This window comes from Microcoleus sp. S28C3, assembly GCF_036700785.1.
Lineage (GTDB): Bacteria > Cyanobacteriota > Cyanobacteriia > Cyanobacteriales > Microcoleaceae > Microcoleus > Microcoleus asticus.
In genome coordinates this window covers 90,850-108,763 of record NZ_JAUBPO010000006.1, presented here as the reverse complement: position 1 = coordinate 108,763, position 17,914 = coordinate 90,850, and the positions used below count along the sequence as shown (strand labels likewise).

The 17,914-nt window shown below is 46.7% G+C and carries 20 protein-coding genes; 8 read left to right on the top strand and 12 right to left on the bottom strand.

Going from position 1 to position 17,914, the window contains the following annotated elements; all coding sequences use genetic code 11:
- Positions 1-216 precede the first annotated feature (216 nt).
- Both QUA13_RS03725 and QUA13_RS03720 read right to left on the bottom strand, forming a co-directional pair.
- Positions 217-1,098: a helix-turn-helix domain-containing protein gene (locus QUA13_RS03725; protein ID WP_172184721.1), complete on the bottom strand. Its 882-nt coding sequence runs from the start codon at positions 1,096-1,098 to the stop codon at positions 217-219.
- On the bottom strand, positions 1,095-1,889 hold the full coding sequence (locus QUA13_RS03720; protein WP_333196719.1) for a pseudouridine synthase: 795 nt from the start codon (positions 1,887-1,889) through the stop codon (positions 1,095-1,097). Before QUA13_RS03720 ends, QUA13_RS03725 begins: the two co-directional genes overlap by 4 nt.
- Positions 1,890-2,487: 598 nt before the next feature.
- Here QUA13_RS03720 and QUA13_RS03715 point away from each other — a divergent pair.
- Positions 2,488-3,279, top strand: coding sequence for a DUF2993 domain-containing protein (locus QUA13_RS03715; protein ID WP_333196718.1), 792 nt, complete (start codon positions 2,488-2,490; stop codon positions 3,277-3,279).
- 145 nt (positions 3,280-3,424) lie between these two features.
- On the opposite strand, the gene QUA13_RS03710 is transcribed toward QUA13_RS03715, so the two are convergent.
- The 3 genes from QUA13_RS03710 to QUA13_RS03700 all read right to left on the bottom strand — a co-directional run bounded on the left by QUA13_RS03710 (position 3,425) and on the right by QUA13_RS03700 (position 6,862).
- Positions 3,425-4,342: a phosphatidate cytidylyltransferase gene (locus QUA13_RS03710; RefSeq protein ID WP_333196715.1), complete on the bottom strand. Its 918-nt coding sequence runs from the start codon at positions 4,340-4,342 to the stop codon at positions 3,425-3,427.
- A 262-nt stretch (positions 4,343-4,604) separates the two neighbouring features.
- Positions 4,605-5,198, bottom strand: coding sequence for a precorrin-6Y C5,15-methyltransferase subunit CbiT (cbiT, locus tag QUA13_RS03705; RefSeq protein ID WP_333196713.1), 594 nt, complete (start codon positions 5,196-5,198; stop codon positions 4,605-4,607).
- A 95-nt stretch (positions 5,199-5,293) separates the two neighbouring features.
- Positions 5,294-6,862: an aminotransferase class I/II-fold pyridoxal phosphate-dependent enzyme gene (locus QUA13_RS03700; protein WP_333196710.1), complete on the bottom strand. Its 1,569-nt coding sequence runs from the start codon at positions 6,860-6,862 to the stop codon at positions 5,294-5,296.
- Positions 6,863-7,223: 361 nt separating this feature from the next.
- Here QUA13_RS03700 and QUA13_RS03695 point away from each other — a divergent pair, with 361 nt between their 5' ends.
- Positions 7,224-7,472: a gamma-aminobutyric acid A receptor, epsilon-like protein gene (locus tag QUA13_RS03695; protein ID WP_172184733.1), complete on the top strand. Its 249-nt coding sequence runs from the start codon at positions 7,224-7,226 to the stop codon at positions 7,470-7,472.
- 133 nt (positions 7,473-7,605) lie between these two features.
- Here QUA13_RS03695 and QUA13_RS03690 read toward each other — a convergent pair whose 3' ends face one another.
- The gene (locus QUA13_RS03690; protein WP_333196709.1) at positions 7,606-7,962 is read right to left on the bottom strand and encodes a hypothetical protein; all 357 of its coding nucleotides are present in this window, start codon (positions 7,960-7,962) and stop codon (positions 7,606-7,608) included.
- A gap of 121 nt (positions 7,963-8,083) precedes the next feature.
- Here QUA13_RS03690 and ychF point away from each other — a divergent pair, with 121 nt between their 5' ends.
- Together ychF and QUA13_RS03680 are read left to right on the top strand one after the other, a co-directional pair.
- Positions 8,084-9,175 carry a redox-regulated ATPase YchF gene (gene ychF, locus QUA13_RS03685; RefSeq protein ID WP_333189592.1) on the top strand — a complete coding sequence of 364 codons (1,092 nt, stop codon included), beginning with the start codon at positions 8,084-8,086 and terminating at the stop codon, positions 9,173-9,175.
- Between the two features lie 21 nt (positions 9,176-9,196).
- A complete protein-coding gene (locus tag QUA13_RS03680) occupies positions 9,197-9,562 on the top strand; it encodes a phage holin family protein (RefSeq protein ID WP_333196707.1) in 366 nt (121 codons plus the stop codon).
- 151 nt (positions 9,563-9,713) lie between these two features.
- Here the strand turns inward: QUA13_RS03680 and QUA13_RS03675 are convergent, their stop codons facing one another.
- The 3 genes from QUA13_RS03675 to QUA13_RS03665 all read right to left on the bottom strand — a co-directional run bounded on the left by QUA13_RS03675 (position 9,714) and on the right by QUA13_RS03665 (position 11,825).
- Entirely contained in the window at positions 9,714-10,145 is a 432-nt protein-coding gene (locus QUA13_RS03675) for an NUDIX domain-containing protein (RefSeq protein ID WP_333196705.1), read from the bottom strand.
- Between the two features lie 195 nt (positions 10,146-10,340).
- The gene (locus QUA13_RS03670; RefSeq protein WP_333196703.1) at positions 10,341-10,793 is read right to left on the bottom strand and encodes a DUF3531 family protein; all 453 of its coding nucleotides are present in this window, start codon (positions 10,791-10,793) and stop codon (positions 10,341-10,343) included.
- Positions 10,794-10,808: 15 nt separating this feature from the next.
- The gene (locus QUA13_RS03665; protein ID WP_333196702.1) at positions 10,809-11,825 is read right to left on the bottom strand and encodes a Sll0314/Alr1548 family TPR repeat-containing protein; all 1,017 of its coding nucleotides are present in this window, start codon (positions 11,823-11,825) and stop codon (positions 10,809-10,811) included.
- Positions 11,826-12,206: 381 nt separating this feature from the next.
- Here QUA13_RS03665 and QUA13_RS03660 point away from each other — a divergent pair, with 381 nt between their 5' ends.
- From QUA13_RS03660 to QUA13_RS03650, 3 genes are all read left to right on the top strand, one after another.
- Entirely contained in the window at positions 12,207-12,878 is a 672-nt protein-coding gene (locus QUA13_RS03660) for an energy-coupling factor ABC transporter ATP-binding protein (protein WP_333196700.1), read from the top strand.
- A gap of 109 nt (positions 12,879-12,987) precedes the next feature.
- The gene (gene rsmG / locus QUA13_RS03655; protein WP_333196698.1) at positions 12,988-13,731 is read left to right on the top strand and encodes a 16S rRNA (guanine(527)-N(7))-methyltransferase RsmG; all 744 of its coding nucleotides are present in this window, start codon (positions 12,988-12,990) and stop codon (positions 13,729-13,731) included.
- 25 nt (positions 13,732-13,756) lie between these two features.
- Positions 13,757-14,542 carry an SDR family oxidoreductase gene (locus tag QUA13_RS03650; RefSeq protein ID WP_333196697.1) on the top strand — a complete coding sequence of 262 codons (786 nt, stop codon included), beginning with the start codon at positions 13,757-13,759 and terminating at the stop codon, positions 14,540-14,542.
- 168 nt (positions 14,543-14,710) lie between these two features.
- Here QUA13_RS03650 and QUA13_RS03645 read toward each other — a convergent pair whose 3' ends face one another.
- Both QUA13_RS03645 and QUA13_RS03640 read right to left on the bottom strand, forming a co-directional pair.
- Positions 14,711-15,466, bottom strand: coding sequence for a Fe-Mn family superoxide dismutase (locus tag QUA13_RS03645; protein ID WP_333196695.1), 756 nt, complete (start codon positions 15,464-15,466; stop codon positions 14,711-14,713).
- 214 nt (positions 15,467-15,680) lie between these two features.
- Entirely contained in the window at positions 15,681-16,865 is a 1,185-nt protein-coding gene (locus QUA13_RS03640; protein ID WP_445242674.1) for an aldo/keto reductase, read from the bottom strand.
- On the opposite strand from QUA13_RS03640, the gene QUA13_RS03635 reads away from it, so the two are divergent.
- Positions 16,825-16,989 carry a hypothetical protein gene (locus QUA13_RS03635; RefSeq protein WP_333196694.1) on the top strand — a complete coding sequence of 55 codons (165 nt, stop codon included), beginning with the start codon at positions 16,825-16,827 and terminating at the stop codon, positions 16,987-16,989. The genes QUA13_RS03640 and QUA13_RS03635 overlap by 41 nt on opposite strands.
- A 177-nt stretch (positions 16,990-17,166) precedes the next feature.
- On the opposite strand, the gene rpiA is transcribed toward QUA13_RS03635, so the two are convergent.
- Entirely contained in the window at positions 17,167-17,883 is a 717-nt protein-coding gene (rpiA, locus tag QUA13_RS03630; protein ID WP_333189599.1) for a ribose-5-phosphate isomerase RpiA, read from the bottom strand.
- Positions 17,884-17,914 lie beyond the last annotated feature (31 nt).

Here is a 17,914-nt window from a genome sequence, read left to right as displayed (position 1 = left end):
AAGCAGGGGGGCATCGCGGCAGGGGTTGTCTCTTTCATGGGTCATTTTTTAACGTTATATGCTTGCTATGTAAGCATATAACCTATTTTTATCCTATTTTATGTTTAAGTCCCGTTAATGGTAATTGGTAATTGGTAATGAGTGAATAAAGACGGACATTCTAATTAAAAGCCGTGGACTGCCAGCCATTACCTATTCCCGATTACCCATTAACACTTACCCTTCATTTTTTGGCGGTGTTGCAGGCTTGAGGTCGTCTGCTTTAAAAACTACTTCTTTGACGACTCCAGGGACTCCGAGTTGTTCGGCTTGTCCGTTATTGACGGCAACCATTACCCCGCCGGCGTTACCAGCTACAACTACCAATTGCTTTTGAGCCTGCCAGGTGCGTACAGTTCCTGAAGGCAAAATTCCCTCAAACTCTGTTTTGCCATCGACTTCAACCTGCATCCACGATTCGGCTTTAAAAGTGACGCTAACCATCACTGGTTTATTGCCAGATTTATCTAAATTTTGACCTGTTCTTGCTGCTTCCACAGCGGCGTAACTATCCGGTTTCTGATTTTGTGAGGCGCTCGATCCCTCAGCAGCTAAACGTGCTTGTTCTTGCTGGCCAAGCGCTAGTTCTTTGGCTCCCGCACCGTTTTTAGCGGTCACAGAACCGCCCATCAACTGAGATAAGACATTGACCGAACAGATAATTAGAAATGTGTAAAAGAGGTAGAGGTGCATCGGGCGCAACTGAGGCCCATCTTGCCAGGAGAGCTTGGTTCTCGATCGGGCTGGCGGTTCGATCGGGAAAAAGTCGGCAAACTGAGTTCCGTCCAAACCCATTGCTTCAGCGTAGCGCTTGATCAAACCCTGAGTGTAGACGGGTTCGGGAAGTTGGTCGAGTTGACCGTCTTCGATCGCTTGCAGCAGATTCCGCCGAATCATTGTTACCACAGCTACTTTGTCCAAACAAATCGACTGCTGTTCGCGGTACTGGCGGAGTTGAGCCCCAATTTCCGCTAGCTTCTTCTGAGCTGGTTCTGGCTCTTGGGAGTGCAGTTTCTTCTTAGTTGTTTTGAAGAATAAAAACAATAAATTCTTTGTCATATGCTGTGCTCCTGGGATTTTACTGGCACGCTTATTGATGTTAGGTTGACTAGATTCCATAAATAAATAATTTCCGAATCTTCTAGGGGTCGGTAGCAGCCCGGTGGCAATATTGGCAATTCGGGCCGCTGCAATTGAATCGGGCCGATCGCTGTGCGGTGCAGCCCCACCACGGGATATCCCAACTGCTCGGCTGTTCGCCGAATCTGTCGGTTCCTGCCTTCTGATAGAATGACTTCTAACAGAGTTTTGTCTCGCGCGCGATCGAGAACTCTCACTTTCGCGGGCAAAGTCTTTCTGCCTGACAAGATAATGCCGTGACGCCACGCTTCCAGTATGGGTTCCGGGGGATCGCCGAGCACCCAAACCTGATAAGTTTTGGCGATCGAGTGACGCGGATGGGTCAAACAAAATGTCAGCTTACCATCATTGGTGAGCAAGAGGGCACCGGTGGAATCTGCATCTAAGCGTCCTACGGGGTGGATGCCTTGACCCGAGCGCAGTTGGGGCGGCAGCAAGTCGAGAACTTTCGATCGGGCTCTGGGGTCGCTGCAAGTAGAAACGACGCCTGCCGGTTTATTGAGCAACAGATAAACCTGTGACGGTCGATCCGTTGGTTTTACCGAGACTCCATCGACTTCGATCAGATCCCGATCTGGATCTGCTTTTTCTCCTAAGCGAACAATATTGCCATTAACTCGGACTCGTCCAGCTACAATCATCTGTTCTGCAAGACGACGAGAGGCAATGCCCCACTGGGCGAGGATTTTTTGCAGCCTTTCATCTGACATGACGGGAGTGTGGAAACCCCCAACGAGCGAGCGGTGGGGGAGGAAACACGACAAGGTTAATTGATTAACCTTACTAGGAATGCTCAATTCCTGCTTGGGAATAAATTATAATCCTCGACCAATCCTTAGGGGGCGTTAGGCCCTGTAAGAATTGTCCTGATGGCATGACCCTGAATGTTGCGCAAAAACTACCAGGAAAAGACTCGCCGCAGGAACAGGCTTGCACCGTTGGTTTGCGACTGGTTTTAGAGGTGTGGGTCTGACCAGACCCTAAACCAACACTACCATAAATCCCGTACTGCTGGTTAAATTTATACGCTCGATCGCAAATTTTTCCTGGGGATCGCACAACTCGCGAACTAAGGAAAGATCCCAAGGGGGGAAAGGGTGATAATTTTTCTGCTTCTGGCGTTGCTGAGGCGAGATTTCTGCTTGGTTTTGGAGTTAATAGGAGTTGCGCTGATCAACCCGGTTTCTTATAAAAATAGGAGGTTTACGGCGATATATCTGTGAATCAAAGGGGTTTTTGAGGCCGGACGCGCAAGTTCTAGTTAAATTTCTGTGCTTGAATATTAAGGTTTATATTCTGAAATTATTTATGACTGTCGATCGAAACTCTCATCAATTTGACAATAGAGATGGCGCTGCTGGCTCTGGTGGGACTGTTAATCTCGGCGAAGATCCCGGGAGACCTTCGCCGAGTCAAGGCAGCCGGATCGCGAGCGCGGTACTGTCTCCGGCGGTGCAGTTGTGGCTGCGATCGCAAGTTCAGCAAGTGGACGACTTGAAGGTGAAAATTGAGGGAAGCGATCGACAAATCTTCAGCGGTGCGATCCCCAAAGTCACGGCTGCCGCTCGCGGTGCTGTGTATAAAGGACTACACCTAACAGATGTTGCGATAGAGGGCTGCGGCATTCGCATCAACCTCGGTCAAGCTCTCAAAGGCCAACCCCTGCGCCTCCTGGAATCCGTTCCCGTGGCAGGCGTTTTGAGGCTCAGTCAAGCGGATTTGAATGCGTCGCTGAAAGCGCCTTTGCTTGCTGATGCTTTAAGCGAATTTTTGCTGCCAATGCTGCCGCTGACAGATAGGGAACAGTCGCTGAAGTTGCAAAATTCGCAGATTGCTATTGAGGCGGGTTTTTTGACGCTTTCGGCGACAATTTTGCGCGCTGGCGGTAGGCAAATTCCTTTGGTATTGCGGACGGGTTTACGGATGGCTAGCGGTCGCGAATTGATGTTTGAAGCACCAGAAATCGAAATGGATGGAGAATTAAAGAGCAGTGATTTCAATGGTTTTAAAATTGATTTTGGACCGGAAGTTGAGATTGAAGAGTTGATTTTGAGTCCGGGGGAGATTGTTTGTCGGGGAGGAATTAGAGTTTTGCCTTAGTTAGTTAACAGTTGACTGTTGACTGTTGACTGTTGACTTTAACCTTCCACGCAGAGCTTGGGAATACATACCCCATTCCCAATTCCCAATTCCCAATGCCAAATTCCCCCTTCCCAATTCGCAATTCCCAATTCGCAATTCCCAATTAGCGAGCGATCAAGTAAGAGTCGATCGCGGGCAACAGTAAAGTGACAAAATAGTAGACTAGGGGCGCGGTAAAAACATAACTGTCGGTGCGATCGAGAATGCCGCCGTGACCGGGGATCAACTGCCCCGAATCCTTAACGCCGGCGTCTCGCTTCATCATCGACTCAGTTAAATCTCCCAACAAGCTAGCAACGCCAATCAACAGACCAAAAGCAGCCCCAGTATACGGCCACCCCGGCCAGTGTAAATACCAAGACCCAGCGGCGGCCACGGCGATGCTGCCGCAAACTCCAAATACGGCACCTTCAACGGTTTTTTTGGGGCTGATGTGGGACAGGCTAGTGCGACCGAAGAATTTGCCGACAAAATAAGCCCCAATGTCAGCGGCCCAGATGCAGAAGAAAGCCAGCAGCAGCGAAGTCAATCCTAAAGATATATGGCTGGAATTTGTCCAAGACGGGGACGGGTAAATGTTAACGGGCAAATTGCTTGCTACTGCTTGCGAAAGTTGGGTTGTAGCAAGATTGGCTGGGTCGAGGCCGACTCGCAGCCGTACCCAATAGCTGGGCAAATAACCGCCGTAGAACAATCCTAAAACTGAGGAGGCAATATCGGCGATCGTAGATAATTTAGGTTGGAATAACAGGTAGAAACAGATTAAGGTTCCCGCTAAGGGGAACATGGCATCTACGAGTTCCGGTGCTAGGGCGGCAGTAATTAATAGCCCTTGACTGACCGCTAAGGTAGTTTTGGCAGCGGGTGCAATGCCTTTAGCCCTGGCTAATTGAAAATATTCCAATTGACCTAGGTAGACGATGACTCCAAAGCCGAGGGTGAAGTACCATCCCCCCATAATAATCATTCCCAAAGCAAGGGCGATCGCAACTATTCCACTGAGGATACGAGACCAAGGCATAAATGAATTTCTCTTGCAGACGGCGGCGGGTCATTCGATTTTAGATTTTGGATTTTGGATTTTTCAAGAGCACGAGTTTCTCACTTGCACAGCTAACCCCCATCCCCAATCGGCGATCCAAAATCTCAAGTCAGGCGGTCAATCCAGCTATGGTCGCCCCTATTCTTAAGTATGAAGGTTAAGTGAACTTAAAAAAGATTAAGAATTACATAATTAATTCGTGTATCCCTGTCAAAATTCTTGTCATGCCTTCTTTTTCCTTCTAATCCAGCTTTTCGCCGCTGAGAATAAATATGGGATTGACGGCGGCAAAGGTTTGACTCAGACCGCGAGTCTCCAAGCGGTTGACGGCGGACTGGACTACTTCGATGTTGCGGACTTGCAACTCGGCGAATCCTTCGGAAAGGGCGTAAAGATTCTCTAAATTCGAGGCTGTGGCGACAACTCTACCGTGGGGTTGCAAGTACCGCCAGACTTCTTGGAGAATGGCTTTGATGGGGCGACCTCCTTCGATGCAGACTCGGTGGGGGGGTTGAGGCAGGTTTTCCAGGCATTCCGGGGCACTGCCTTCTATGACTTCTACGTTGTTGAGCTCGAATCGATCGCAATTTCTGCGAATCAAGCTTGCTACTTCTTCGTCCCTTTCGACGGCAATAATCCGACCTTTGGGACACAGCAAACCTGTTTCTACGGCGATCGTACCAGTACCTGCACCGAGGTCCCACACCACTGAATCTGCTTGCAGCCGCAGGTGAGAGATTAACAACAGTCGGACTTCTCGCTTACTCATGGGAATGCCCGGTAAACGTTCAAATAAGTCATCCGGGATGCCTGGAGTGACGTAGGGCCAAAGCATAGTTATATTTTTGATTTTTGATTGAAGCAAGACGACCGTTGGAACTGGTGGAAGAATTAGTAGAAATTCTGCCAATTTCCCCCAAGCCTTAATATTTACTGTCGCACAACCTTGAGAGTTTGGAGGTTTCTATCGCTACAACCTGTGATTTTTCCGCCGGCGGCAAGGATTTGTTGCAGGTAGTCAACGGCTGCTGGGGTAATAATTTCACCGGGCATCAGGACGGGTATTCCTGGGGGATAGGGACAGATGAGTTCGGCGCTGAGTCGATCGACTGCTTTGTCTGCGGGTACTGTTTCCGCTGGGAAAAAGAAGGCCTCGCGGGGGGAGAGGAGAGGGGGAGAGGGGGAGAGTGGGAGAGGGGGAGAGTGGGCAAATCTTCCATCGGACATCTTCCTTCTTCTCTCGGACTTCTTCTTTCGGACATCTTCCTTCTTCCTGACATCCGTTACATCCGTTACATCCGTTACATCCGTTGCCGAACTTCCTTCTTCCTTCTTCCTTCTTCCTTCTAAAAGAGTACAAGCTTTAACTAAATTGTCAATATCTAATTCTGTATTTCCCAGGCTGATAATAAATGTTAAATGTCGGGGCATGGGAAGTTCTGCGGTGACGGCGAGTTGAGAGTGCAGAATTTCATCGGCGGCAAATCCTGTAATTCCTAAATCGGATACTTTTACTGTTAGCCTAGTGCGGTCTAATGCTGCAAAACCCGGTGTATTTAACGGTTCTAAAACTGATAAGCCGGGAATAAGACTGATGCGCGATCGCGCTTTTTCTGCTAGATGTAAAGTTTGCCCCATTAACTCTTTGCCGTGGAGTGCGATTTGTTGGCGGGCTGCGTCTAGGGATGCTAATAATAAGTAACTCGGACTGGTAGATTGTACTAATTGCAATGCTCTATTTAATTTTTGGATATCTATGCGATCGCTCTTGACGTGAAGCATGGATGCTTGTGTCATTGCACCGAGGGTTTTGTGGATTGATTGTACAGTTAAATCGGCACCGGCTGATAGTGCTGGTTCTGGCAAGTTTGGATGAAAGTTAAAGTGCGCGCCGTGGGCTTCGTCTACTAATAACGGTATGTTGTATTGATGGGTAATTTGGGCGATCGCCCGCAAATCCCCGCACACGCCGTGATAGGTTGGGTAAACTATCATTACTGCTTGGGCGTCGGGATGTTGTTCTAGGGCTGCGGCTGTGGCTTCTGGGGTGATGCTGTTGGCAATATCCCATTCCTGGTTGTACTCTGGATTGACAAAAATTGGAATTGCACCGGATAAAATTAAACCTGAAATCGCCGAGGAGTGGATATTTCGAGGCAAGATAATTTTATCTCCTGGGCCGCAAGTCGCTAAGATCGCGGCGATAATTCCGCAAGTCGAACCGTTAGCCAAAAACCGAGTTGATTTTGCTCCAAATGCTGCTGCGGCTAAGTCTTGAGCTTCGGCAATTGCACCTTCTGGATTAAAGAGATTGTCTAATTCCGGCAATTCCGGCAAATCCGATCGAAATACTGCCGCACCGAATAAGTCAATTAGGGGTTGAGAGATTCCTTGTCCGCCTTTGTGTCCGGGGGCATAAAATGGGGCGTGCGGGTGATTTGTGCGATCGCGCAAGGCATTTAATAGAGGCGTTTGTTGTTGAGGGTTTGCTGGTGACACGCTTAATCCTGATTGCTGTATTTGATATCTAAGTAGAGCGATATGAAAAAACCATAATATCTTGTTATAGGGGCGGGTTGAGCCAATGTCTTTACTCTCACGCAGTTTCTTTCTGTACTCACGCGCCCTCGCCATCTAATGTTTATTTGTAACCACATACTTAGTTTAATACCAAAGGCATAATTTTTTCTGGAAGTAACAGTTAATTATAGTTATTTAGATAGATGTCTCCGCCGCAATCTTTAGTTTATAATTATGATATAGAACACTACCACAACTCAGTTATCTTTGTTATAAAATATAGCGAGTAGTTGCGAGCAAATGTTTTTGAAACACCTCTATTAGCGAGCAAAACACTAACATGATTTATCCCACTCCCGATCCATTTCCAGGCCCGCAGATTCCCAGCACCGAACCGGGGCTGCCGACTATACCCGCATCGCCACCAGTGCCGGGCCCTGTTCCCGAACCCATTCCCGGACCAGTACCGGAGCCGGTACCTGCACCAATTCCGCAGCCAATTCCCGAACCGGTGCCGGAAACTGTACCTTCGCCAATTCCTCAGACGGTGCCAGGGCCAATTCCTCAGACAATCCCTGAACCTATTTAAATTATGTTTTAGTCGATCGCGAAATTTAAGATTGTTTGTGAGGTTGATCGCAAAAACCGGGTTTCTCCAAAGTCCCCAATATTTTTGTTGAATATCAGACTTGAAAATACTCGGTTTTTGCCTAAATTATCAATTAATTGAAGTTGAGCGCAGTCTCTTTACAAAGGTCAACAGCCTCCAAATCAGTGGATTTGCCGTCAGAGTATTCGGCCCTGACATCGAAAACACAGCCCGCATCCGAGCCGCCGTAGTCAGCTTGATTCCACTCAAAATCTGCCTTTTCCCGATCGGCAATCGAGCCGTCTAGCTCGTTTTCTCCCCAAGTATCCTTATCGGGAGCAGAAATATAAACGGCTGTCATCGTCTTGCCGCTGTTGTTAATCACCGAAACTTTGACCATCTCAGCGAAAACGCTAGCTGCTGTCAGCGCTAACAGGGGCAGCGAGAGCCCCGCAGCGATCGTTACTTTGCTTAACAACTTGTTAATCATTTACCTATCTACCTCAAGTTAGATATTTATTCAAGCTTAGCTGTAGAAGTTAGAAGGGACAAGTCAGATATATTGCTATTTCTTATGATATTTTGATACAGTGATATGTTTCTAAATACCTATGCTCACCGCCGGAATTGTCGGATTGCCTAATGTTGGCAAATCTACCTTATTTAATGCTTTGGTTGCTAATGCCAAGGCGACTGCTGCTAATTTTCCTTTCTGTACGATCGAGCCAAATACCGGTATCGTGGCAGTGCCAGACGAACGGTTGAAGGTGCTGAGCAATATTTCCAATTCCGCGCAAACTGTGCCCACGCGGATGGAGTTTGTGGATATTGCGGGTTTGGTGAAGGGGGCGAGTCAGGGGGAAGGACTGGGAAATCAGTTTTTGTCTCACATTCGGGCTGTAGATGCGATCGTCCACGTTGTCCGCTGTTTTGACAATGATGATATCATTCACGTTGCCGGTTCTGTCGATCCCCAGCGAGATATTGACATTATCAATCTCGAATTAATTTTAGCAGATTTAGCTCAAATTGAACGCAGGCTCGATCGCACTCGCAAACTGGCCCGCAACAACAAGGAAGCTCAGGCCGAAGTGGATGTACTCGAAAAATTAGTCGCGGTTTTGAATGCGGGGAAACCAGCGCGGCAGTACAGTTTCACAGATGAAGAAGCTGAATTAGTTAAAGGTTTGGAATTACTGACCAACAAACCAATTATCTATGCTGCTAACGTATCTGATGACGATTTAGCAACAGGAAATAGCTATGTCGAACAAGTGCGGGAAGTAGCAACTAAAGAAAATGCTAAGGTTGTCATAGTTTCGGCGCAAGTTGAGTCAGAATTGGTGGAGTTATCCGAGGAAGAACGAACGGATTTCCTAGAATCTCTGGGAGTAAAAGAAGGTGGCTTGAAATCTTTGATTCGAGCTACTTACGAATTATTGGGTTTGCGGACTTATTTTACTAGCGGGCCGAAAGAAACTCGCGCTTGGACGATTATCGCGGGAATGCTAGCACCGCAAGCTGCGGGGGTGATTCACTCGGACTTTGAACGGGGTTTCATCCGGGCCGAAACTGTAGCATATGAAGATTTGGTTGCTACGGGCGCTATGAATGCGGCTAAGGAAAAAGGCTTAGTTCGCAGTGAAGGAAAAGAGTATATTGTACAAGAGGGGGATGTGCTGTTGTTCCGATTTAATGTTTAGCTTTTTTAAGGAGATGAACACATGGATATCGTTTCGCTGGCAATTGCTTGGCTGGTAACTTCGGTGAGCTTTTTTATTATTTCCAAGTTGCCCATAGGGGTGGACATTGACACTTTTGGAAAAGCGATGATTTCGGCTGCCGTTTTTGGATTGCTGAATGCTTTGGTGCGGCCGCTTTTTGTGGTTTTGGGTTTTCCATTTGTGTTGGTAACTTTTGGTTTGTTTATGATTTTGATTAATGCTGCTATCTTTGGATTGGCGGCTTGGCTTGTCGAAGGATTTCGCTTGCGGTGGGGAATTTGGAGTGCTTTGCTGGGGGCTATCGCCCTCGGTTTTATCAACTCTTTGCTCTATCAGGTGTTGAGTACGCTGCCTAGTGTAAGGTAGCTCCGGGTAATGCGGGGGGCGGAAGGAAGGGGCGGGTTTATTCATCCTGTTAGTTATCGCCAATATTTCAGGTGAAACCGGCCCCGACGGCAAATATTTTAGGTTTAATTCCTCCATATCAGGTATTTGTTTTTTGTTACTGGTTGAGTTATTAGCCTTCGCAGTAGTCGATAAATTTGTCTGGAACTAGGCGCAATTCGCCTGAGCGAAAGCGCTCGGTCGGCATCCAAAATGCAGTATGTTCCCCATCTCCGTCTGCAAAATCCAGACTCTCCAATTGATAAAATTTGGAATCGACAAAATCGCACTGGTATAGTTGTATTAATTCGTGTCCGGCTTGACCATTAAAAATAAAAAAATTTTCCAAACAAGCCAAATATTTGATATTTGTTAACTCGGCTTGAATTTCTTCTTGAAACTCTCTTTGCAAAGCGTCGATGCTGTGTTCTCCGAATTCTATGCCACCCCCCAGAGCTCGGTAAAACGTGTCTTGTTTGACCGGATCTTCGCATTCTGACACGAAAATGCGATCGCCCGATCGAATTAATCCTAAAACAATTACGCGAATTGTACCTTTTTGCATAATTAGTTATCAGTCATTAGTCATCAGTCATTAGTTATCAGTTAACTGGTTCCTAGGCTCTGCCTAGGAATCAATGTCCAGAGGCTCTGCCTCGCTTTCGGAGCAGCAAAATAGGAGGCAGAGCCTCCGGATATGCGTTACCAGGCAGAGCCTAGTAACGAGTAGAATCCGCCCCTAATGAGTAATGACTAATCACTAATTATCAGCAGCAAAAGCCTCTCGACGGCGAGTGTTGTCAACGGGCCAGTTTATATTTTCCCCACCAATAATGAGTTTTTCAATCGTTACGAATTCTTTGCTGAGTTGCTGGAAAACATTAATCAAAACATCGAGGCCAATTGCATCGCTAGTGCCCAAATCAAACCAGCAGCGAGCCCAAGAACCTTGATACTCCATTTCTCCCATATTGTGCATCAAAGCCATCATGCTTTGGTCGGCTAGATTAACATCGTAATTCATCTGACTGATATCTAAGCCTTCATCTTGAACTTGCAAATTTTCCGCATTAAATCCTCCGAGTTTTCCCAAGAAAAACCAAGAGTCAAACACTTCTTCAACATACTGTTTTTCACCGTTTGAAGGCACGTTGCTGAACTTCAGCCAAATCCAGAGGTCAAAGGGGTTAAACTCGCGAAACTCTACTTGCATAGTTTTTTGGTGTTTTTATAGTGGTGGTAAGGCTGTCGGCCCCCAGACTCCATCTGCATCTCTAATTTTATCGCGCATCGGGTCGCAGGCGCGAGATTGGCTGTCGAGACGGTTGCGGGTTCTGCACTGCTGAAAGAAGATTTCGGCTACTAAACTGCGCGGCAGTTGGTCGGGTTTTGCTAAGGCTGCGTCGAAGTTTTTTCGGGCTTCCTCAAGTAAGGTTTTGTTGCCGTCTTTCCCCTGGGATTGGGAAAACAAAATTTGTGCTTTTAGATAGAGAACTTCGGGATTATTTGGCGTTTCTGCTAGCGATTTGTTCGCAAATTCTAAAGCGCGATCGTACTTTTTCAAGTCTCGATAGCCTACTGCCATGCCGCGATAAGCTAAGTAGCGGGGAGAGGCTTTTTGTTCCAGTCTTTGAATGGCTTCGTTGGGGTTGGAAAAGGGCAGGTTTGTGGCTAGAATTAAGTCCATGTAGCCTTTAATCAGGTTAAGTTCGGGGTCGTTGGGCGCTATTTTATCGGCGGCCTCTAGGTATTGAAATACTACTCGCAATTTACTCAAAGCTTGGGGCGCGCCTTTGGCTGTTCCTTCTTTGGCTATAATGTGCGACCCTTCTAGAAAGTGACCTGCTGCTGTGTAGATGTTGCCGCGCAATGGATTAGTTTTAGTCAATTTTTCCCCGACTGCGCGAGTTTTTTGTGCGTAGGAATTCATCGAGTTTAAGTCCTGCTCGATGTATGAGAGGGAGGCTGCCATTGCATAGGCTAGCGGCTCGTTTGGTTCGGCTGATAGTGCTTGTTGAATTTGAGTTTTTGCTTGTTTGTAGTTTCCTTGCTGAAACATTGTTTTGAAAGCGGTTTCGGTGTTGGGGCCGATCGCCTGCGGGTTGCTGCTGCGAAAGGGATCGCCCGCTACTGCCGAGTTAATGCAGATGCTGAGGGCGATCGCTCCTGCACAGGCGATCGCCCGCACTGTCTGTTTAGAACTTAACATTTGCTTGCCCAGCGATGCTAAAGGGGTTTTCGTCATCGTCAATTCTCTCAATGGAATATACTGTAAACTATAAACAAGAGAGTTAAATTTTCAGACTCTCGGGTCGCGACCAAAAAAAGAGTTAAATTTGCTTGATTTTTTCTAGCTGTTGCGGTATATTTTAATAATGGAAGTGTGAGTTGTGATATATAAACGGACTGATTTCCATTATTAAAATATACCATGAAAAAACTGAAAAATCAAACGCCAATCCTGAAAAAAAGGAAATTTTTGTTAAGATTTATGTAAAATAATTGTGTGCGATAGGCAACAACCAGAAACAGCCTTAACTATTAATAGCACAAATCCGTTAAATCCGTTAAATCCCGTACACTGTTAGTTAGCGAACTTCCTTCTCCCCAATTACCAATTGCGTTAATGCTTTATCTAAAAAACTTAGTATATCATCCTACAGCCTGTCCGAATGCTATTCTGAAAAATATTAACTTAGAACTTCCCTCGCAGCAAATGGGGCTGATTGTCGGTCGCAGCGGTTCTGGCAAAAGTACGCTATTAGAAATATTAGCAGGTTTAGCAGAAAAAACTAGCGGCGACATCCGTTGGCGGGAACAAGAATTAACACCGGAACACTTGCAAGAGTTAGGAGGTTTAGTGTTCCAGTTTCCAGAAAGGCATTTTTGCGGAGGCACAATTTTAGAAGAATTGCGGCTGGGACATCCTGAATTGGGACAAGAACAAATTAACTCAGCAATGGCAGAAGTGGGGCTCGGACATTTGCCGCTGCGCGCTTCCCCCCACGCTTTGAGCGGCGGACAACAGCGGAGGGTAGCCCTGGCAGTGCAGTTAATTCGGCAGCCGCATTTGCTACTTTTGGACGAACCGACGGCGGGTTTGGATTGGTCGATGCGGCGGCAGTTGGTAAGCTTGTTGAGCAAGTTGAAAAGTCACTGGACTTTGTTGATTGTTACTCACGATGCTAGCGATTTGCTGAGCGTTGCTGACAGATTTTGGACTTTAGACCACGGGGATTTGCAGGAGGTCGATCGGGCTAAGTTAGAAGCTAAGGAAACGAGTTTTGTTAGTCATTAGTCATTAGTCATTAGTCATTAGTTAGTGCGGGCGGGCGGGTCGATCGCATTGTGAAGCATTTTTGGGCGAAGAGAATTTGCATAGTTTAGGAAAAAGTGGCAATAACAAGATGAATCAGATTACAATGCCTGTGCTACCGGAGATGAACGAGTTGTGGCAAAAAACGCTGAAGTGGCAGCCGGATGAGTCGCAGCAGCAACAATTTCAGCGGCTTTATGAGTTAATTGTCGAGGGAAATCGCTCCTTGAATTTAACTCGAATTACTGAGCCGATGGAGTTTTGGGAAAAACATTTGTGGGATTCTCTGCGGGGAATTGCGAGACTGCTGCCAGCTAATCACAATTCGGCGGAAAATCCAGAATTGGCCGCCGAGCCGGTACACAAAGCGATCGATATTGGGACGGGTGGGGGTTTTCCGGGTCTGCCGATCGCGATCGCCCTGCCGCAACTATCAGTTACTTTGCTCGATTCTACGCGCAAAAAAATTACTTTTTTGGAAACAGTTGTACCGTCTTTAGGGATAGAAAATGCTGCAACTTTGTTGGGCAGAGCCGATGAAATTGCGCGAGGGCCACAGCACAAACAAGCTTACGATCTAGCACTTCTCAGAGCAGTGGGAGCCGCTCCTGTCTGCGCTAAATGCGCGCTGCCTCTGCTGAAAAATGGCGGTTTGGCTGTACTTTACCGTGGGAATTGGACGGTGGAAGAAGAAACGGAGTTGCAAAGGGCGATCGAGCATTTGGGCGGTAAAGTTGAGTCAGTAGAAGCATTCACAACGCCGACGAGTCAGGGGGCGCGGCACTGCGTTTACTTGCGGAAAGTTGTACAGCAGTTCGAGCGTCCCGTGCGCTAGCTATAGCCGTTTTTCAATACTAACTATGCTTGCCAATAAGATTGCACTTGTCACAGGTAGCTCGAAAGGAATTGGTGCTGGCATCGCCCTTGAATTAGCCAAATCTGGTGCCGATATTTGTGTCAACTATTGCGATTCTCAAACATCGGCGCGAGAAATAGTCAACCAGATTCACTCTGTCGGCCGTCGCGCTATCGCAATTCAAGCAGATGTCTCACAGCGCGACCAAGTGGAAAGGATGGTCGATAGATGCGAGCAAGAACTCGGTCTAATCGATATTCTAGTAACAAATGCGATCGCTAGCGTCCGAAACACCTTGCTAGAAACTAAATTTGAGGATTTACAGCGGACACTAGAAATAGGGGTATACGGTGTATTTCACGTATGTCAAATAGTCGCCCGCCGTATGGTGGAAAGGAAGGCCCAAGGCTCGATTATCCATATCTCATCCCCCCACGCTCATTTTCCGTATAAGGGTGCGATTGACTACAACACCACCAAAGCAGCCTGTCATCACCTCGTTCTTTCTATGGCAAATGAACTGATGTGGCACAAAATTCGGGTCAACATTCTAGAGCCTGGGTGGACTGACACTCCGGGTGAGCGGCGCTGGTACAGCGACGAATTGCTTGAGTCGTTCAGCCACCGAATGCCTCTTGGCCGGATGGGCTTCCCGGAAGACTTAGGGAAAGCAGCAGTTTTCGTGGCATCTGATGCAGCTAGCTACATCACGGGCAGCGTGTTAAAGGTAGATGGTGGACTGTACATTGAGGGCAGCCCGAGTTTGACCGCAGAATTTCAAGATAAGTAGGTAGGCGGCATTAAACTGAACCATTTAACAGTATTTAAACAGGGCTAAGTCAGCCACGCTTAAGGCTCAGCATATTTTACAATCATTTACTTACTTAATTGTGTTTTACAGCGCCTACCTACTTAAAACAGAGTTTGTTATTGGAGTATAACAACAAACTTTGTTGAACTAGGCGCTCGCCTGTTCGTAGCGCTTGTTAATTTCCGCCCAATTAACAACATTCCACCAAGCTTTTAAGTAGTCGGCGCGCAGGTTTTGGTATTTGAGATAATAAGCGTGTTCCCAAACATCGTTACCCATAATTGGATAGTTGCCATCTATCAAAGGAGTGTCTTGATTGGCAGTAGTTGTAATCTCAAGTTTGCCGGCTTTATTGCGGACTAGCCAAACCCAACCGCTGCCAAAACGCTTGGCGCCGGCATCGTTAAATTTTGCTTTAAAATCGTCAACACTGCCGAAATTTTGCTTAATTGCTGTTGCAATTGCCCCTGTCGGTTCGCCGCCGCCGTTGGGAGTCATGATTGCCCAAAACATACTGTGATTTAGGTGTCCGCCGCCATTGTTGCGCACGGTTGTGCGAATATCTTCAGGCACTTTGCTCAAATCTCGCAGCATATTTTCCGCAGTGATATTTTTGAGTTGCGGATATTTGCTGACAGCATCGTTGAGGTTTTTAACGTAAGCGGCGTGGTGTTTGTCGTGGTGAAATTGCATTGTCCGCGCATCGATGTGCGGTTCTAAAGCATTGTATTCGTAAGGCAAAGGCGGAAGTGTAAAAGGCCCGGGAGTTTGGGCTATTTTTGGACTTTCTGCAACTGGACTTGCTTGCGATACATTATTTCCTGACGCTTGGCAAGCACCTGCGGTAATAGCTCCGACGGTGGCAGTCACCAAATACAAGAAATCTCGGCGTTTGAGAGTCATAAAAAATACCTAAGTGAATTATTAACTGTTTTATCTCAGATTGAAGCAAAATGGGAGCGAGTTGAGAAAAAAAGTTGAATCGCCCGAATGGATGAGACGGATGGGCGATGGTTGTGAGAGTTTCTCAAGTATAGGCTAATTGTGTGCGCGTAACTAACTCACGTGCTCCGGTTCCCCAACCCGGTTTCTGTCTCGAAACCGGGTTGTTTTTTGATTATTCTTGGGACAAGCGCTGGATGGCTTCGCCTCCAAAAAGCCGATCGGCTGCTTGAAGAATACCGGGAATTTTAGCAGCGTGGGGACTGTGGGCGAGAGGGCGGCGCAAGTCTAATTCATCGAGGCGATCGGCTTTTTGGCCCGGGAACCAGTGCCCCGCATTACCTAAGAGGTTGTAGCGCATCTTGCAATAGTCGATCGTATCGTAAGCCTGCGCCAAATTCCACAGCCACAGAATCACATAAATATTAATACCTCCGGGAGTATTTTCTATAGTTGGTAAACCGACGTGCCAAGTCTTAAACCAATCTTCTCCTAATTTATTAATTGCTGCATCTTCCAACCTGGCTAATATCGGTGGCAAAATTTCATCAGCTCTATCTAACAATTCTACAGCTTTCAGATGCTCGTTAAAATCTTCAGGTTTGGCTGCGCCTAAACTTAAAGTGTGTACTTGCGGATGCGACAAACAAAACAAATCATTAAACACCATCGGACTCAGCGGATAGCACAAGTCTACCAATTTTTGCGGCGGGCTGTAAAGTTGACCCCCTTTGTCGGAAGGACTGATAATAAAAACGCCCATATCGTGACGTTTAGCAGCTTCAATAGCCGGCCAATTAATTTGATTGATGTAGTACCAGTGCAAGTTAAGATAATCAAACTGATTAGTTTCAATGGTTTTGACAATCACATCCGTCGGGCCGTGAGTGGAAAAACCAATAAACTTAACTTTCCCTTCTGCTTGCAACTTTCTCGCCACATCCATGCAGCCGCCCGGACGCATAGACTCCTCTAGCAATTCCCACGTATTAATGCCGTGTAGCGACAGTAAATCGACGTATTCCAGTTGCAAATAAGCTAAGGATTTATCAAATTCTTCGCGAAACTCTTGGGAGTTCGGTTTGGGGCTAACTTTCGTTTGCACTATCAATTTTTCGCGGGGAAAATTCGGGAAAATAGATCCCAGTTGCATCTCAGAAGTGCCGTAACCGCGAGCGGTTTCTATGTGATTTATGCCGCATTCAACCGAGTAGCGAATCGTCGCTTCTAGATTTTGTTGATTGTCTGGGGGAATTTCATTGGCTGGCACGTCTTGCCATTTGTACTGATATCTCATGCCACCGCAGGAAAAGACGGGCATGGATAATTCTGTGCGACCGAATCTGCGATATTGCATCATTATAATCAAAGTCAAAGCTATAGCAGAAGGAAGTTCGGCAACGGATTATGTAACGGATGTAACGGATGTCAGGAAGAAGGAAGAAGGAAGAAGGAAGAAGGAAGAAGGAAGAAGGAAGATGTAACAATCGCAAGGGTTTCACTGATTAAGAACTTCTTAATAGTCTTGGCGGTTGCTATAGGGTAAGAAACCTTGTTTTTGGTATTTTTGCGGGTGGTAACTCCCATATTACAGCATTCTCTTGAACAGGCAAGATGCCTGTTCCACAAATAGTTTTTGACCACCAGCGGGCCAGTCTTGACTATTTAGAAATCTCCCGTACTACGGGTTTTCCGTCTTTGATTTCGCCGACTAAAACCAAATCTGTACAGTCTACAAACAAACCATTTTCTAACACACCGGGAATGTTATTCAAGCTTTTTTCCATTTCTCCGGGGTTGGCAATGTCATCAAATTTGACATCAATTACCATATTACCTTGATCGGTAATTACCGGGCCTGCTTTTTTTACGCCCATGCGGAGTTCGGGTTTGCCACCCAATTTTTCAATGGCGCGCATCACTGGTGTTAATGCCATCGGTATAACTTCGATGGGAACGCGAAAAGTCGAACCCAATTTATCAACCATTTTGGAACCGTCAACTACTACAATAAACTGAGTTGCGAGGTAATCGACTACTTTTTCGCGGGTGTGGGCTGCGCCACCGCCTTTAATTAAGTTGAGGTGGGGATCTACTTCATCAGCGCCGTCAATAGCAACATCAATTTTGTCAATTTCATCTAGTGTTGTCAGCGGTACTCCGTACTGTTTGGCTAACACTTCTGATTGAAAAGATGTCGGCACTCCTTTGATATCTTTGAGTTCACCTGATTTTATGCGATCGCCCAATGCTTGAATAGTATAAGCTGTAGTTGACCCCGTGCCGAGTCCGACAATCATACCAGATTTTACGCGATCGGCGGCAGCAAAGCCGACTTGCTGTTTCATCAATTTTACGGGATCTTGTTCTGTGGTCATGTTGGGTACTCCTCAATAGTTTTAAGATTAT